The following is a 15,472-nucleotide window of genomic DNA, read 5'->3' on the forward strand; positions in this document are numbered from 1 at the left end:
GACTCCCCGTGACCCATTCCGACGACTTCCCCGACCGCCCGGCGCACCACGGTGGTGCCGAGCCGACCCTGCCGCAGCTTCGGCTGAGTCTCCCCGCGGTACAGCACAACGTCGAACTCATGGCGGCGTGGTGCCGCGACCGCGACGTGGAGCTGTGCCCGCACATCAAGACGACGATGACCCGCCCCATCGTCGAGCGGCAGCTGCGCGCCGGTGCCTGGGGCGTCACCGTCGCCACGGTTCGCCAGGCTTCCATCGCCCTCGAGTGGGGAATGCGGCGCATCCTGATCGCCAACGAGGTGATTCATCGCGCCGAACTCGAGACGATGCGGACGTGGCTCGACGCGCGCCCCTCGCTCGAGCTCTACCTCCTGGTGGACTCGACGGCCGGCCTGGATCTGGCCGCCGCGGTCATGCGGGGCGTCGCCACTCCGCTGAAGGTGCTCATCGACGTCGGGACGCCGGGCGGGCGAACCGGTGTGCGGGACGCGTCGGCGGCGCTGGATCTCGCGAGGGCGTGTGACGGCGAGTCCGGAATCGTCCTCGCCGGCGTCGCGGGGTACGAGGGCGTGCGACCCAACCGGCGCGAGGCGGACGTCATCGCGCAGGTCGATGCGCACTGCCGGGAGACCGTGGAGGCCTTTCGTGCCGTGTCACCGTGGATCCAGGCCGAACAGCCCGTCTTCAGCATGGGGGGCTCGGCCTTCCCCGACCGAGTCGTCGATGCCATTGCGGACCTTCCGGACCTTTCCGGCCGGGCCGGGAGACGCCCGACTCCGGTGCTGCGATCGGGTTGCTACGTGACCCACGACCACGGTACGTACGCGCAGGTGTCGCCGGTGCCCGGTCTGCGTGCGGCCCTGACGGTCCGGGCCGTCGTGCTCTCCGCGCCGGAACCGGGACTGATCGTGGTCGGTGCCGGAAAGCGCGAGCTGCCCTACGACGCGGGTCTGCCGGTGATGGTGTCCGCCACCGACGCCCACGGAATCCCGCGCAGCCCGGCGAAGGCGACGGCGACCCGGATCTACGATCACCACCTGGTCTTCACCGAATCCGAGGGGCTCGAGGTCGGTGACATCGTCGATCTCGGGATCTCCCACCCGTGTTCCGCCTTCGATCGCTGGCCCGACATCGCCGTCATCGAGGACGGCCGCGTGCAGGCGGTGTGGCACCCGCGGTTCCGGTGAGTACATCCTTGGATGGATTTCTCGAGCAGAGTTGTGAAGCCGCCGGATGCGTAAAGCTAAGGTAATAGCATGTCTGTCCTCTACAACATCCTCGTCGCCGTGCACCTTCTGGGCATGGCCTCGATCGTCGGCGGTTACCTCTCGGTCCTGAAGGCCCCCCGGATCAGCGAGGTGATGGTCTGGGGTGCCCGCGTGCAGCTGCTGTCGGGCATCGTGATCGTCGGCCTGGGCGAGGCGGTCGAGTCGCTCGGCAAGGACTACAACATGTCCAAGATCGGCGTGAAGCTGCTGATCACCCTGGTCATCGTCGCCGTCGCGGAGATCGGCCGGGCTCGCCAGAAGCGGGGCGCAGGCAACCCCAACTTCGCGCACATCGTCGGCATCCTGGCAATCGTCAACGCGCTCATCGCGGTGCTCTGGACCAGCTACTGACATCTGCCTCGTGCACACGAAACGGGCGCCCTCCGCACGGAGGGCGCCCGTCGTCGTTCGCGGCCGCTGTCAGCCCGGGACGTTGGCCATCTTCTCGAGCCAGGCCCGGGCATCGTCGGCTAGGTTTCCGGCCTGCTCGGCGTGCCGGCACCACTTCTTCGCCATCGACAGGAAATTCATCGGGTTGTAGGCGTCCTCTTCGTGCGACCACAGGTTGTCGCCCGCGTAGTGGAGGATCGTGATGTTCGCGGCACCGTGCTCGGTGCCGTCACCCGGGTCCTCCATCGGGTTCTGCACCTCGCAGATCACCCAGCCGCGCTCCTCGTCGATCACGTACCACGAAACTGGGAACTCGGGCATCCGGTTGCCGGGGAACGCGGTCATGGTGCGCGTCACCCAGCGTCGGATCTCCTCCCGGCCGGCGAAGCTTCCGAATGCATGCTCGAGGTAGGTCGCGTCCTCGGTGAACTGGTCGGCAAAGATGTTCCAGTCCCGGGTCTGCGTCGCCTCGACCACGGTCTTCTGATAGTTCGCGAATGCGGCCTCGAGTTCGTCGCGGGTCCACGCCATCGCTGCGCTCCTCCTGCTCGGTTGCGGTCACCCGCCACGTGGGCGAGTTCTCCTGCAACCTAACGCACGGCTGGAACGTGTTTCAGTTTTTGCCCCGAATGGGGTGCGCTGTCAGGTTCCGTGAAGTTCCGTCCACTGACCGAACGGTGGCGGGCCCTCACCGAGCACCTTGAGTGCGTGTGCGGGAGTTCCGGTTTCGGCGTCGTCGTGCTTGACGTGCATCCACTGGTATCCGGCGAGCACGTGTTCCTCGGACGTGGCACGGTTGACGACCACGTGGTCGCCGTTCGGCCGCTGCTCGAGGGACCAACCGCTGTCGGGCCCCGCCAGCACCCACCACTTCTCTTTGCTCATGGTCGTGACTCCCGTCTGGAGTGACTACACGATGCGGGTTCAACGCTACCGCACCGGATAGGTGGCGAAACGGAGTCGGGCGGACCTGCGATATGCCCGGTACGGGTCCGACCGACGGACCGGTTCGGATAGCGTCAACGGTCCGAATGCTGCTACTACGTGGAGGGTCTCGTGGATTTCCTCATCAACCTGCTGTACTCGATCGCCGCAAACCTGTGGGTGGGATCGTCCGGCGGATCGTCCGGTGGTGGTCAGGCTCCGACGACTCCGAACCCGTAAAGACCGCACGAAGCGAAGGTCCACACCGGATTGCCGGTGTGGGCCTTCGTTGTCTCGACGGCGCTCGTCAGGCCGACTGCCCGCCGGCGGCCGCGGGCTTCGCCTTCGGGATCAGGAAGGCGAACACGAGCGCGACGATCGCCGCCACGATAGCGATGACGAAGGTGGCACGGAACGCGTCGAACGAGGGAATCGTGGCCGTGCCGAGAGTGACCGTCATGCTGGCCAGCACGACGCTGATCACCGCTGCAGCGCTGGAGGTTCCGATCGACCGCATCAGCGAGTTCAGGCCGTTGGCGGCCGCGGTCTCGGACACCGGAACGGCGCCGATGATGAGCGCGGGCATCGACGAGTAGCTCAGACCCACGCCCGCGCCGATGATCATGCCGCCGACCACGATCATCCACACCGACGAGGACAGGAAGTACACGAACAGGTAGCCGAGGCCGACCACGATCGAGCCCACCATGAGGGTGAACCGCGGCCCGCGCCACGCGGAGATCTTCGCGGAAACCGGTGACAGCGCCATCATCACCAGGCCGCCGGGGGCCAGTGCGATACCGGCCGTGATCATCGACAGCCCCAGCCCGTAGCCGGTGGACTCCGGTGCCATCAGCAACTGGGGGAGTGTCAGCGAGTTCCCGTACATGCTGAACCCGATGGCAATCGACGCCAGGTTCGTGAACAGCACGTTCGGGCGCGCCGACACCCGCAGGTCCACCAACGGTCGCGCGGTCCGCAGCTGGATGAACCCCCACGCGACGAACACCACGGCCGACGCCGCGAGCAGGCCCAGGGTGAGCGGATCGCTCCAACCCCACGTGCCGCCCTTCGTGATCGGGAGCAGGAAGAGGATCAGGGCCGCGCTGAGGCCGACCGCACCGACGAAGTCGAAACGTCCCGGGGTGCGGACCGGCGACTCCGGGATCATGACGATCGCGAGCGCCATGCAGGCCAGACCCAGTCCGGCGGACATCCAGAAGAGCACGTGCCAATCCGCGACCTGCGCGACCGCGGCCGCGACCGGCAGGCCGATCGCACCGCCGACGCCGAGCGTCGCGCTGACGACGGCCATTGCGCCGGCCACCTTCCGTGGGGGCAGCTCGTCGCGCAGGATGCTGATGCCGAGAGGGATGACGCCCACGGAGGCGCCCTGCAGCGCACGACCGACGATGAGCGGGATCAGGGAGTTCGCGAAGGCGCAGACCACCGACCCGAGGACGACGAGCAGCAGGCTCGCGACCAGGATGCGCTTTTTCCCATACATGTCACCGAGCCGGCCGCTGATCGGGGTGACGACCGCGGCGGCGAGAAGTGTCGCGGTGACGGCCCACGAGGCGTCCGCGGGCGAGGCGGAGATCAGGTGCGGCAACTGCGGAATGATCGGCACCACGAGGGTCTGCATCAGGGAGACGACGATGCCGCAGAAGCCCAGGATCGCGACGATGGCGCCGCCGCCGGATCGGGTTTCTGCGGGGGCCGTCGACGCAGACGCGACGGATGAGGCCAAGGGATACTCCTCGAAAGAAAGCTAGAAGACCGAAATCGCAAGAGTGTGTACGGTACACAGCGTGTGCACGATGCACAAAGCGGACAATTCTGGCGACAAGGCGAGGAAGGGCGAGTGCGTGTCCGACGCGGACCGGGTGTTGAGCGAGATCGAATACGAATTGACGCTGCTGTCGCGGTACCACGCGCTCGCGCGTCAGCGCGGCGGGCAGAAACTCGACCGGTCGGCGTACTTGATCCTGGCCCGCCTCGAGCTGGAACCTCCGATGAGCCTCAAGGAACTGTCAGAAGCGTTCCGATTGGACATTTCCACCGTCAACCGGCAGGTGGGCGCCCTGCTGCGCCACGGATTCGTCGCACGTCTGGCCGACCCCGCCGGCGGGGTGGCGCGCAAGATCCAGCCCACGGCGAAGGGCCTCGAACAGTTACGCGAGGACCGGGAGCTCAACTGTCGTGGGATCCACAGCGTTCTCGACGACTGGTCGGTCCAGGACGTTCGCGAGCTGCGGGACGTGCTGACCCGATTCAATACCGACGTGGAGCGCCTCGAGGGCCGGCCCTGGCCGCGGCCCTTCGAGGATCGGCGCCCCGACGGGAACTAGGACTGCACGTGCCGGGTCGGTGACTCGACGAGGTCGGGCTCGTCCGGCACGACCACGAGGGGCGGCCGCTGGTCCGGGGCGTGACCGACCGCGCGCCACGACAGCAGCGACCACCGCGACAACCCCGACAGGGCCGAGCCGACGCTCGCGAACGACAGCGACGACAGCGCCGAGCCCGCCGAGCCGATCGAGCCGATGGACAGCACCGATCCGACGCTGCCGATCGAGAGGATCGACCCGACGCTGCCGATCGACAGGATCGACCCCTCCGAGCGGATCGACAGGATGGACCGCCGCGAGTTCCGGGAACGGATGGACTGCTTGGAGTCGGCCATTCCTCGGTCTACCACGAACGACCGGGCCGTGAAAGCGGAAGAGCCGAGCGTCGTTCCCTCCACCGTCGGGTGGCGATTGTCCCCGCGAACACGAACGCCCTGCCGCGACCGGTGGCGGTCGAGGCAGGGCGGTGCGAGAGCGGGGGAGTTACGCGACCGTGAACATTCCGACGGTCGGCAGGAAGTTGCACGTGATCGGTGCGGCACCCTCGGGCTCGGTGGTCAGATCGCCCGAGATGACCGCGAGGACGCGGCCGGGGCCGGTATTCGCGATCGCCGACAGGGTGGCCGGACCGTCCGGGTTGATGCGCGCCTCGGTGGTGAGGTTCTGCGTCTCCCGACGACCGTTGTCGACGTTGATCCAGGTGACCGTCATGCCCTGGTTCGGGGCCGCCTTCGCGGTGCCGAGCGCGGTGAAGACGAAACCGGCCTGGCCGGCGCCCGGACCGGGCGGGGGCAGGTGAGCCGGGCCGGGAACGGCGAGCGCGGTGCCGACGGAATCGCTCGACGGCGCGATGCAGCCCTTACCGACGGTCGGGTAGAGGAACTGCGCGATGACGGGACCGTCCTGCGGGATCTCCGGTCCGCCGCCGCCGCTGCCGTCCAGGAAGGTGATGACGCGCTCGAGCGTGGACTTGAGCTCCGGCGGCAGGTTCGCCCCCTCGAGCAGGGCGCGGGCCTGGGCCAGCAGATCGGCCTTGGCGTCGACGTCGTGGAGCTCGGCCGGGGCCGCGGCAGCGCCGAGGATGGCCGGGGCCAGGGACGCCAGCGCGTCGATCGAGACGCCCTCGGGGATGCCGGGAGGCGCCGGCTGTGCGGCCGCGGTGGCCGGGACGGCGAGCGCGGCGGCGGCCGCAACTGCACACGCGGTGATTGCTCGTCGCATTCCTCGGTTACGAATCACGGTTTCCCCATCCTTGTCGTTCAGCCGCCGGCGGTGCAGCGTCGGTCTCCCGGGCGGACGCTGAGTCCGTCCCGGTCGCGGGTCACTCTAGGGACCGACCCCCGATGTGTACAGACTTGTCCGTACGACCCATTCGTGACCTGCGTCGCGGAGAAGTCTATGCAAGCTGTGACATGACTGCCATCGCCTGGTGACAATATCGCGTGACATATGGGGAGAAAGTGGTTGTTGATGCAACTGTTACGGATGAGCAAGGTATTTTCGGCCGCCGTTCCCATCGGGTTAGGCTGACGCGACACCTGGTCCTTCCCGCCGCTGCGCCACACTGGGTGCTTCCAGCCAGCACACCGATCAGGGAGAGCGTCGACCAGTGACTCAGCTTCCACGCGCCCTCGGGGCGTACCGCGGGCTCGTCCGGTGGGCGCCGCTCGTGCTCGCCGTGTCGGTGCTGGCGAGGCTGCTGTGGACCGTCCTCACGCCGAATGGCACCAACTTCGTCGACCTGCACGTCTACGTCGACGGTTCGGCGGCGCTGCTGCGGGGCGATCTCTACGGGTTCACCTACTCGGAGGAGACCCCCGACTTCCCGCTCCCGTTCACCTATCCGCCGTTCGCCGCACTGGTGTTCCTGCCGCTGCACTACCTGCCGTTCGGGCTGGTCGGCTTCTGCTGGCAGCTCGGTACCGTCCTCGCGCTGTTCTGGGTGATCCGGATCAGCCTCGAGCTGCTGCTCGGCGAGACCGCCCGCGAGCGCCACTGGCAGTACGTCGCGATGTTGTGGACCGCCGTCGGGGTGTGGACCGAACCGGTGCGCACGACGCTCGACTACGGCCAGGTCAACGTGTTCCTCGTGCTCGGCGCGATGTTCGCGGTCCGGAGCACCCGCTGGTGGGTGTCCGGCGGCATCGTCGGCATCCTCGCCGGCATCAAGCTCACCCCCGCCGTGACGGGGCTGTACTTCCTCGCGCAACGCCGGTGGCGCGCCGCCGTGTTCTCGGCGGTGGCCTTCGCGGGAACCGTGGGCGTGAGTTACCTCGTGATCAGCGCGCAGGCGCGTGACTACTTCTCCTCCAAGTTCGGCGACGCCGACCGGATCGGTCCCGTCGGCTCGGCGTGGAACCAGTCGTTGCGCGGCGCGCTGAGCCGTCTCGCGGGCCACGATGTGGGCTCCGGTCCGGTGTGGATCGCGGCGGTCGTGGTGTCGGCCGCGCTCGCCTTCTTCGCGTGGAGTGCGCTCGCCCGCGACGACCGGCTGGGCACGCTGGTACTGGTGCAGTTGTTCGGGCTGCTGATCTCGCCGATCTCCTGGGTCCACCACTGGGTGTGGGTGCTGCCGATGCTGATCTGGCTGGTCTACGGCCCGTACCGGGAACTCCTCGGCACCCGGATCGTCGCGGGGTGCTGGCTCGCCGTCACGGTGATCGGCGTGCCCTGGGTACTCCAGCAGTTCGAGGGCGAGTCGATCTCCCGCGCCGGCGCACTCGCGTGGGCGGGGACGGTGAACGTGGCAGGTGCGCTGGTCGTCTTCCTGTGGATCGGATACGCCGGCCGCCGCCACGCGGCTACGCCGACTCGGCCAGTTCGTCGATCTGTCGAGCCAGCTCGAGATCGAATTTCGTGATCCCGCCGAGGGAGTGCGTCGAGAGCGAATACGTGACCGTGCGCCAGCGGATGTCGATGTCGGGGTGGTGGTTCATCGACTCTGCGACCTCCGCGACCCGGTCTACCAGGGTGATTGCGTCCGGGAAGGTCGCCGACTTGACGGTCCGCGTCAGTGCGGCGCCGTCGCGGCTCCAGTGCGGAAGATTCGAGAGTGCAGTGTCGATCTCGGTGTCGGACAGCAACTCGGCCATACCTCATGATGGTGCGATGGCGAGGGGACCGCAATGATCCGGGAACGCGAGGTGGTCGCGGCCGCGGTGATCCGGGACGGGCGTCTGCTGCTGGCGCAGCGCACGCGGCCGGTGGAATTGGCCGGTCTGTGGGAGTTGCCCGGCGGCAAGGTCGAACCCGACGAGTCGCCGGCCGAGGCGGTGCGCCGGGAACTGCGTGAGGAACTGGGCGTCGAGGCGATCGCGGGCGAGCGGATCGGGGCCGACGTGCCGCTGCGCGACGGATTGGTGCTGCGCGCGTACCGCGCCGAACTCGTCAGTGGCACACCCGAGGCGCTCGACCACGCGGCGCTGTGCTGGGTCGACGCGCGGGAACTGCGCGAGATCGACCTCGTCGACAACGATCGCGGCTGGCTGCCGGAACTGGTGGCGCTGCTCGGCGAGTGACCCTCAGGCGGCGCGGGCCTTCTTCAGGCCCTTCTTGAGTTCCTTCTTGGTCGCGCCCTCGTTCTCGAGCTTCTTCATGCGCATGATCACGACGGGGCACTTGAGGCAGCGCGTCTTCTTCCGGCAGCACTTCTTCTTGGGCTTGAGACCAGAGACCTTGCTGGCCTTCACCTTTCCCTTGCCCATGCGCGCGACCGGCCTTCCTCCCGAGTGCGGCGCCCGGATCGTCGCCGCACGGAGTTAGCGTACCCTCATTCGACGTCGGGGCCCAGGTGGCCCGGAGTCGGCTCCGGGCCACCTGGCGGTCGGACGTTCGTCAGCGTCCGTGCACCGGGTAGTTGCCGCGCACCACGTACGACGGGTCGACGGCCTGCTTGAGGCGGCGCAGCGCCGCCAGCGTCGGCGCGTCGTACGCGCGTTTCGGCGACTCGTTCGGGCCCAGCAGCGTCGGCAGGGTCGGACCCGCCGCCCACGGCGCGAGGTCGTGCCACAGGGCCGTCATGGCTGCGGCCGCCGCGTCGAGCAGTTCGGGGACGGGGGCGATCGCGATGGCCGTCACCGCGAACTCGGCACCGCACCGGCGCAGATTCACCGCGCCGTCCCGACCGGCCAGTGCCGCTGCGCCGAGGTGTCGGAACTGCACCTGCGTCAGCGGTGTCGTCCCCGGGGTGCCGACCCGGTTCACGACGAGGTCGACGACCGCGTCGTCGAGCGTGCCCAGCATCATCGAGGAATGAGTCCCCGGGGACGGGTCGACCGGTTCTTCGCACACCCCGCCCAGGTCACCCGGCTGCAGCGGGCGGACGGTGTCGCGCAGGACCGTTCCCGCCGCCCGGATCGGGGCCAGGTGCGCGGCGAGGTCGCCCGGCGAGCCGAGCAGCACCGTGTCGACGCAGCAGAACGACTGTCCCCGGATCTCCTCGGGCAGGTCCGGGATGGGCGGGAAGTGCATGATCGACGTCCACACCGTCAGCTCCGCCGGCGCACTCGCGGTCACCGCGGTGACCGCGCGGAGCACCGACGTGGCTTGCGCGGCCGGGAACACGAGCCGCCCGCCGGTGATCTCGGGCGCCGGGAACAGGTCGATCTCGACGGCGGTGACGATGCCGAACTCCCCGCCACCGCCCCGCAGCGCCCACATCAGTTCGGGCGACTCGTCGTCGCTCACCCAGCGGTGCACGCCCTGCGCGTCGACTAGTTCGACCGCGGAAAGCGATCCCGAGCCCGGGCCGAATGGGCGCGTGAGCCACGACAGGCCACCGCCCAGGCAGAAGCCGACGACGGAGACGTCCGGATTGGAGCCGACGAGCCCGGTCAGCCCGGTGCCGTCCAGCGCCGACTGCAGCGCACCCCACTTGACGCCCGCCCCGACGCGGGCGGTTCGTGCGGCGGTGTCGATCCAGATGTCGTCGAGCGCCGCGGTCCGGATCAGGATCGTGTCGTCGAGGGCCCGGGTGGCGCCGTGGCCGCTCGGCTGCGCGGACACGCGGATGCGGTGCGCCGCCGCGAAACGCACGGTCTTGACGACGTCGGCCGTGTTCGCGGCGGTCACCACCGCGGCGGGGCGCTGGGCGATGCTCAGGTTCCAGGCCTGCGTGGCGGTGGACCAGTCGGGGCTGTCGGGCAGGTGGAGCCGGCCGTCCAGGTCGGCGGTGAGACCGTTCCAGGTGCCGGCATCGAGGCGGACAGCCGGGCAGGCGGTGTCGGGGTGGATCGGTGTGTATGTCATGGCCGGAAGCGTCGCCCGGGCGCAGCGGTGGCCGGTATCCCTCGGCGTGGGGTTTCGAGGACCCCAGACTTCTGGGGGTTCACAAGACCAGACCGATCGGTCAGACTTCTGGAATGAGTACCTACCAGGCAGGATCTGCCCGGGATCGGGTGAGCGCTCTGGCCCGCGCGGGATTGCCGTGGACGGAATTCGGCGAGCAGGCGCTCATGGTGCTCACGAAGGCCGTGCCGTTCGACTCCGCGTGCTTCGGGACCATCGATCCGACCACGGCCCTGGTCACCGGGTCGGTGAAGACCGGTCTGCCGGAGCCGTGCGAAGCGGAGTTCATGCACCACGAGTACGTCCAGGACGACGTCAGTCTCTTCTCGGACCTCGCCAAGCGTGAGGTCGGGGTCAGCATCCTCCACGAGGAGACCGGCGGCGACCCGCGGCGCAGCTCCCGGTTCCGAGACCTGTTCGAGCCCCGCTTCGGGCTGGGGCACGAGCTGCGGTTGATGCTGCGCTGCGGCGGACAGGCGTGGGGCGGACTCGCGATCTACCGCAGCGCCGGCAGCAGCGGCTTCAGCCCCGCCGAGGCCGACTTCCTCGACGGCCTGTCGACGACGCTCGCAGTGGGGGTACGCGCCGGACTGGTCGCGGCCGCCGCCGGCGGCCCGGTCGAGTTCGAGTCCGGCGCCGACGGGCCGGTCGTGATCGTGTTCGACGGAGTCGGCTCGGTGCTGCAGGCGACCGGGGCGGCCGAACGGCAGATGAACGAACTCGGCGGCGACCTGTGGGGCGAGCTACCGCCGTCGATCGTGTCGATCGTGACGGCGGCGCGGGCCCTCGAGGCCGGCCGGACCGGGTCGGTGCCGCGGTTGCGGGTGCGCTCGCTCACCGGCGAATGGCTGACCATCCACGCGTCGCCGCTGAGCAGCCGCGGGGAGGGCTCGTCGCAGGTCGCGGTGACCGTCGAGAAGGCCGGGGCGCCCGACGTCGTGCCCCTCGTCGTGGCGGCGTTCGGGCTCACCGGACGCGAGCGCGACGTCGTCGCGCACGTGCTGCAGGGGGCGACCACCGCGGAGATCGGCAAGAAGCTGCACCTGTCGCCGTATACGGTCCAGGACCACCTCAAGGTGGTGTTCGACAAGGCCGGGGTGTCGAGCCGCCGCGAGCTGACGTCGAAGGTGTTCTTCGATCACTACGCGCCCCGGATCGGAGGGGGGCTGTCGCCGTCCGGGTGGTTCACGCAGGACGCCTGACGGCGTAGTGGTGCAGATCACTATTCCCAGGTCAGGGCGTGTGATCTCGGCCCGCGATGCGGGAACGGGCGGTGCGGGCGGGTAGGGTATTCGCTGGCCGCAATCCCTTCGTCGGCACAAATGTCGTGATCACTCGCGCGACGTTCGGTGCCCTGGGATCGCGAATGGGAATCACGCATGCGCGCAGCGGCAGCCCAGATGCCGTGCGACACCTACCTCGCGTGGCCCCGTCAGCAGCCAGGAGAACGCCCCGCGTGAGCACCACCAACTTCCGTAACGTCGCCATCGTCGCGCACGTCGACCATGGCAAGACCACCCTCGTCGACGCCATGCTGCGCCAGTCCGGCGCCTTCGCCGAGCGGGCCGAGCTGGTCGACCGCGTCATGGACTCCGGTGACCTCGAACGCGAGAAGGGCATCACCATCCTCGCGAAGAACACCGCTGTTCATCGCCACAACCAGGACGGCACCGTCACCGTCATCAACGTCATCGACACCCCCGGTCACGCCGACTTCGGCGGCGAGGTCGAGCGCGGCCTGTCGATGGTCGACGGCGTCGTCCTGCTCGTCGACGCGTCCGAGGGCCCGCTGCCGCAGACCCGTTTCGTCCTGCGCAAGGCGCTCGCCGCGTCGCTGCCGGTCATCATCGTCGTGAACAAGACGGACCGCCCCGACGCCCGCATCGAGGAGGTCGTCACCGAGGCGCAGGACCTCCTCCTGGACCTGGCGTCCGACCTCGACGACGAGGCCGCGGCGGCCGCCGAGGCGCTGCTCGACCTGCCGGTCCTGTACGCGTCGGGCCGCGAGGGCAAGGCGTCGATGAACCGTCCCGAGGACGGCCAGGCCCCGGACACCGAGAACCTCGACGTGCTGTTCGACGTCCTCATGGAGCACGTGCCGGCCCCCAAGGGCGATTCGTCCGCGCCGCTGCAGGCGCACGTCACCAACCTCGACGCCTCCGACTTCCTCGGTCGCCTCGCGCTGGTCCGCATCCACAACGGCGAGCTGCGCAAGGGTCAGAACGTCGCGTGGATGCACGCGGACGGCGTCAAGAACGTCAAGATCACCGAGCTGCTCAAGACGGTCGGCGTCAACCGCGAGCCGGGCGAGGTCGCCGTCGCCGGTGACATCGTCGCCGTCGCGGGTATCCCCGAGATCATGATCGGTGACACTCTCGCAGACATCGAGAACCCGGTCGCGCTGCCGACGATCACCGTCGACGAGCCCGCGATCTCCGTCGTCATCGGCACCAACACGTCGCCGCTCGTGGGTCGCGTCAAGGGCCACAAGCTGACCGCGCGCATGGTCAAGAGCCGCCTGGACTCGGAGCTCATCGGCAACGTGTCGCTGCGCGTCCTCGATATCGGTCGCCCCGACGCGTGGGAGGTGCAGGGCCGCGGCGAGCTGGCGCTGGCCATCCTCGTCGAGCAGATGCGTCGTGAGGGCTTCGAGCTCACGGTCGGCAAGCCGCAGGTCGTCACCAAGCAGGTCGACGGCAAGCTGCACGAGCCCTTCGAGGAGCTGACGATCGACACCCCCGAGGAGCACCTCGGCGCGATCACCCAGCTGCTGGCCAACCGCAAGGGCAAGATGGTCCAGATGACGAACCACGGCACCGGCTGGGTTCGGATGGAGTTCATCGTCCCGTCGCGTGGCCTGATCGGTTTCCGCACCGACTTCCTCACCGAGACCCGCGGCACCGGCATCGCCAACGCCGTCTCGCACGGCTACGGCCCGTGGGCCGGCGAGATCCGCGCCCGCCACACCGGCTCGCTGGTCTCCGACCGCACCGGCTCGGTGACCCCGTTCGCGATGATCCAGCTCGCCGACCGCGGCACGTTCTTCGTGGAGCCGGGCTCGGACACCTACGAGGGCATGGTCGTGGGCATCAACCCGCGCGCCGAGGACCTCGACATCAATGTCACCAAGGAGAAGAAGCTCACCAATATGCGTTCGGCGACCGCCGACGCCACGGAGACGCTCGCGAAGCCGATCGAGCTGACGCTCGAGGCGGCGATGGAGTTCTGCGCCGGCGACGAGTGCGTCGAGGTCACTCCCGAGGTCGTCCGCGTGCGCAAGCTGCACCTGTCGCAGACCGACCGCGCGCGCGAGCGTTCGCGCGCGAAGTCGCGTGACAAGGCCGCACTGTAAGTGCGTGACGCGTTCCGTGCGCGTTGTGCGAGGCTGAACCCTCGCGCAACGCGCACGGCTGTGAGAGCCGCTCGCGGAGGGGAGGACCGGTAGTGGCGCTGCACTCGAGGGTGGGGGTGACGGGTCGACTTGTCGTCGGGGCCGTCGCGGTCGGCGTGGTGTTGACCGCCACCGCCTGCACCGCCAACCCGCCGCCGCCGGTCGAGAGCACCGACAGCCCCAAGCCCACGACGGCGGTGCCCACCAAGAACACCGTCGTCGTCGCGATCGACGACGTGGGCATCGGGTTCAACCCGCACCTGCTCGCCGACCAGTCGCCGGCGAACTCCGCGGTGAGCGCGCTGGTGCTGCCCAGCCCGTTCCGCCCGGTGCTCGACCCGGCACGGCCGGGCGTCACCGACTGGGTGCTCGATCCGTCGGTGCTCGTGTCGGCGACGGTGAATCCGCCGACACCCGAGGCGCCGTCGTCGATCACCTACCAGCTCCGCAACGAGGCGCAGTGGTCCGACGGTGCGCCGATCGCGGCCGAGGACTTCCGGTACCTGTGGCAGCAGATGATCAGCCAGCCCGGCGTCGTCGACCCCGCCGGCTACGGGCTGATCGAGGACGTCGAATCGTCCGGCGGCGGCAAGACCGTGACCGTGAAGCTGTCGGCGCCGTATCCGGCGTGGCGGGAACTGTTCACCGATCTGCTGCCGTCGCACCTGGTGAAGGACTCGCCGGGCGGTTTCGCGCGTGGCCTGGTCGACAACATCCCGGTATCGGGCGGACGGTTCCACATCAAGTCGGTCGATCGCGGCCGGGACGAGATCCTGCTCGAGCGCAACGACCGGTTCTGGGACACCCCGGCCAAACCCGACCAGATCATGATGCGCCGCGGCGGGTCACCGGCGCAGCTGGCCGATTCCATGCGTTCGGGCGACGCGCAGGTCGCGCGTGTGCACGGCGGCGCCGCGACGCTGGCGCAGTTGTCGGTGATCCCCGACGTGCGCACGGGCACCGAGCTGCAGCCGCGGGTGCTGTCGATGACCCTCAACGGTCGTGTCCCCGAGCTGGTCGATGCGCAGGTGCGCAAGGGCCTGCTCGGGCTGGTCGACCCCAACCTGCTCGCCACCGTCGGCGCGGGCAGCGAATCGTCGGCGACACCGGCGCGCGCGCAGGTGCTGGCCCCGTCCGACCCCGGCTACGCGCCGACCGCGCCGCCGCAGCCGACCCGCGAGCAGGCGTCCGGGCTGCTGGCCGCCGCCGGATACCAGCTCGTTCCGAACGTCACCGAGGACGTCGATCCGGAGACCCTGACGCGGGGCCGGATGATGCGCGGTGACGAGCAGCTGACGATGGTGATCGGCGCTCCCGAGAACGACGACACCGCGATCGCCGTCGCGAACACCGTGGCGGATCAGTGGCGCGGCGCCGGGATCGCGGCGTCCGTCCGGGCGCTGCGGGCCGAGGACCTCTACGGTGACGCGCTGGCGTCCGGCGACGTCGACGCCCTCGTCGGCTGGGAGCGGGCCGGCTCGGATCCGGCGACCTCGCTCGCCTCCCGCTTCGGGTGCCTGCCCTCGACGCTGCCGGTCGCGACCCCCGAGCCGTCGGCGGAGTTGTCGGCGACACCCGATGTCGCGCCGTCGCGACGTGCCCCGAGCAACCTGTCGGGCCTGTGCGATCCGACGCTGCAGCCCGCGATCGACGAGGCGTTGCGCGGTCGGGCCGACACGGCCCGGGTGATCGCGGACGCCGAGCCGCGGCTGTGGGATCTGGCGGTGACGCTGCCGGTGCTGCAGGACAACACCGTGGTCGCGGCGGGACCCGGGGTGGAGGGCGTCGCGTTGACCGGCCCGGTGCAGGTCGGGATCTTCGCGGATGCCGCCGTGTGGACCCGGACGTCGAAGTGAGTAGAG

Annotated in this window: 16 protein-coding genes; 8 read left to right on the forward strand and 8 right to left on the reverse strand. The window is 69.4% G+C overall.

What is annotated here, in order from left to right; all coding sequences use genetic code 11:
- The first annotated feature begins 8 nt into the window (after nucleotides 1-8).
- Together ABTV10_RS07445 and ABTV10_RS07450 are read left to right on the forward strand one after the other, a co-directional pair.
- Nucleotides 9-1,187: an alanine racemase gene (locus tag ABTV10_RS07445; protein WP_499033637.1), complete on the forward strand. Its 1,179-nt coding sequence runs from the start codon at nucleotides 9-11 to the stop codon at nucleotides 1,185-1,187.
- A gap of 69 nt (nucleotides 1,188-1,256) precedes the next feature.
- Nucleotides 1,257-1,619: a hypothetical protein gene (locus tag ABTV10_RS07450; RefSeq protein WP_433611217.1), complete on the forward strand. Its 363-nt coding sequence runs from the start codon at nucleotides 1,257-1,259 to the stop codon at nucleotides 1,617-1,619.
- Nucleotides 1,620-1,688: 69 nt separating this feature from the next.
- Here the strand turns inward: ABTV10_RS07450 and ABTV10_RS07455 are convergent, their stop codons facing one another.
- The 3 genes from ABTV10_RS07455 to ABTV10_RS07465 form a co-directional block, all read right to left on the reverse strand.
- Nucleotides 1,689-2,189: a nuclear transport factor 2 family protein gene (locus tag ABTV10_RS07455; protein ID WP_499033638.1), complete on the reverse strand. Its 501-nt coding sequence runs from the start codon at nucleotides 2,187-2,189 to the stop codon at nucleotides 1,689-1,691.
- A 111-nt stretch (nucleotides 2,190-2,300) separates the two neighbouring features.
- The gene (locus tag ABTV10_RS07460; RefSeq protein WP_499033639.1) at nucleotides 2,301-2,543 is read right to left on the reverse strand and encodes a hypothetical protein; all 243 of its coding nucleotides are present in this window, start codon (nucleotides 2,541-2,543) and stop codon (nucleotides 2,301-2,303) included.
- Between the two features lie 346 nt (nucleotides 2,544-2,889).
- The gene (locus ABTV10_RS07465; RefSeq protein ID WP_499033640.1) at nucleotides 2,890-4,332 is read right to left on the reverse strand and encodes an MFS transporter; all 1,443 of its coding nucleotides are present in this window, start codon (nucleotides 4,330-4,332) and stop codon (nucleotides 2,890-2,892) included.
- A gap of 118 nt (nucleotides 4,333-4,450) precedes the next feature.
- On the opposite strand from ABTV10_RS07465, the gene ABTV10_RS07470 reads away from it, so the two are divergent.
- Nucleotides 4,451-4,933 (forward strand): MarR family winged helix-turn-helix transcriptional regulator, encoded by a 483-nt coding sequence (locus ABTV10_RS07470; protein WP_499033642.1) that lies wholly within the window; start codon nucleotides 4,451-4,453, stop codon nucleotides 4,931-4,933.
- On the opposite strand, the gene ABTV10_RS07475 is transcribed toward ABTV10_RS07470, so the two are convergent.
- Both ABTV10_RS07475 and ABTV10_RS07480 read right to left on the reverse strand, forming a co-directional pair.
- Nucleotides 4,930-5,268, reverse strand: a complete 339-nt coding sequence (locus ABTV10_RS07475) for a hypothetical protein (RefSeq protein ID WP_499033644.1) — start codon at nucleotides 5,266-5,268, stop codon at nucleotides 4,930-4,932. The two genes, ABTV10_RS07470 and ABTV10_RS07475, sit on opposite strands and share 4 nt — an antisense overlap.
- Nucleotides 5,269-5,416: 148 nt before the next feature.
- Nucleotides 5,417-6,154 carry an Rv1157c family protein gene (locus tag ABTV10_RS07480; protein WP_433611227.1) on the reverse strand — a complete coding sequence of 246 codons (738 nt, stop codon included), beginning with the start codon at nucleotides 6,152-6,154 and terminating at the stop codon, nucleotides 5,417-5,419.
- Nucleotides 6,155-6,542: 388 nt separating this feature from the next.
- Here ABTV10_RS07480 and ABTV10_RS07485 point away from each other — a divergent pair, with 388 nt between their 5' ends.
- Nucleotides 6,543-7,793, forward strand: a complete 1,251-nt coding sequence (locus tag ABTV10_RS07485; RefSeq protein WP_499033646.1) for a mannosyltransferase — start codon at nucleotides 6,543-6,545, stop codon at nucleotides 7,791-7,793.
- Here the strand turns inward: ABTV10_RS07485 and ABTV10_RS07490 are convergent.
- On the reverse strand, nucleotides 7,735-8,025 hold the full coding sequence (locus tag ABTV10_RS07490) for a 4a-hydroxytetrahydrobiopterin dehydratase (protein WP_499033648.1): 291 nt from the start codon (nucleotides 8,023-8,025) through the stop codon (nucleotides 7,735-7,737). The genes ABTV10_RS07485 and ABTV10_RS07490 overlap by 59 nt on opposite strands.
- A 33-nt stretch (nucleotides 8,026-8,058) precedes the next feature.
- Between ABTV10_RS07490 and ABTV10_RS07495 the strand changes: the two genes are divergently transcribed.
- Nucleotides 8,059-8,451 carry a (deoxy)nucleoside triphosphate pyrophosphohydrolase gene (locus ABTV10_RS07495; protein WP_433611233.1) on the forward strand — a complete coding sequence of 131 codons (393 nt, stop codon included), beginning with the start codon at nucleotides 8,059-8,061 and terminating at the stop codon, nucleotides 8,449-8,451.
- Nucleotides 8,452-8,454: 3 nt separating this feature from the next.
- On the opposite strand, the gene ABTV10_RS07500 is transcribed toward ABTV10_RS07495, so the two are convergent.
- Nucleotides 8,455-8,637: a hypothetical protein gene (locus tag ABTV10_RS07500; RefSeq protein WP_005514508.1), complete on the reverse strand. Its 183-nt coding sequence runs from the start codon at nucleotides 8,635-8,637 to the stop codon at nucleotides 8,455-8,457.
- 130 nt (nucleotides 8,638-8,767) lie between these two features.
- Nucleotides 8,768-10,180, reverse strand: a complete 1,413-nt coding sequence (locus ABTV10_RS07505; RefSeq protein ID WP_499033651.1) for an FAD-binding oxidoreductase — start codon at nucleotides 10,178-10,180, stop codon at nucleotides 8,768-8,770.
- A 113-nt stretch (nucleotides 10,181-10,293) separates the two neighbouring features.
- On the opposite strand from ABTV10_RS07505, the gene ABTV10_RS07510 reads away from it, so the two are divergent.
- The 3 genes from ABTV10_RS07510 (at nucleotide 10,294) to ABTV10_RS07520 (ending at nucleotide 15,466) form a co-directional block, all read left to right on the forward strand.
- Nucleotides 10,294-11,421 (forward strand): LuxR C-terminal-related transcriptional regulator, encoded by a 1,128-nt coding sequence (locus ABTV10_RS07510; RefSeq protein WP_499033653.1) that lies wholly within the window; start codon nucleotides 10,294-10,296, stop codon nucleotides 11,419-11,421.
- Between the two features lie 254 nt (nucleotides 11,422-11,675).
- The gene (gene typA / locus ABTV10_RS07515; protein ID WP_499033654.1) at nucleotides 11,676-13,571 is read left to right on the forward strand and encodes a translational GTPase TypA; all 1,896 of its coding nucleotides are present in this window, start codon (nucleotides 11,676-11,678) and stop codon (nucleotides 13,569-13,571) included.
- A 92-nt stretch (nucleotides 13,572-13,663) separates the two neighbouring features.
- Entirely contained in the window at nucleotides 13,664-15,466 is a 1,803-nt protein-coding gene (locus ABTV10_RS07520; protein ID WP_499033656.1) for an ABC transporter family substrate-binding protein, read from the forward strand.
- The last annotated feature ends 6 nt before the right edge of the window (nucleotides 15,467-15,472 follow it).

Origin of the sequence: Paraburkholderia sp. RHO2, assembly GCF_050955445.1 — a bacterium.
Lineage (GTDB): Bacteria > Actinomycetota > Actinomycetes > Mycobacteriales > Mycobacteriaceae > Prescottella > Prescottella agglutinans_A.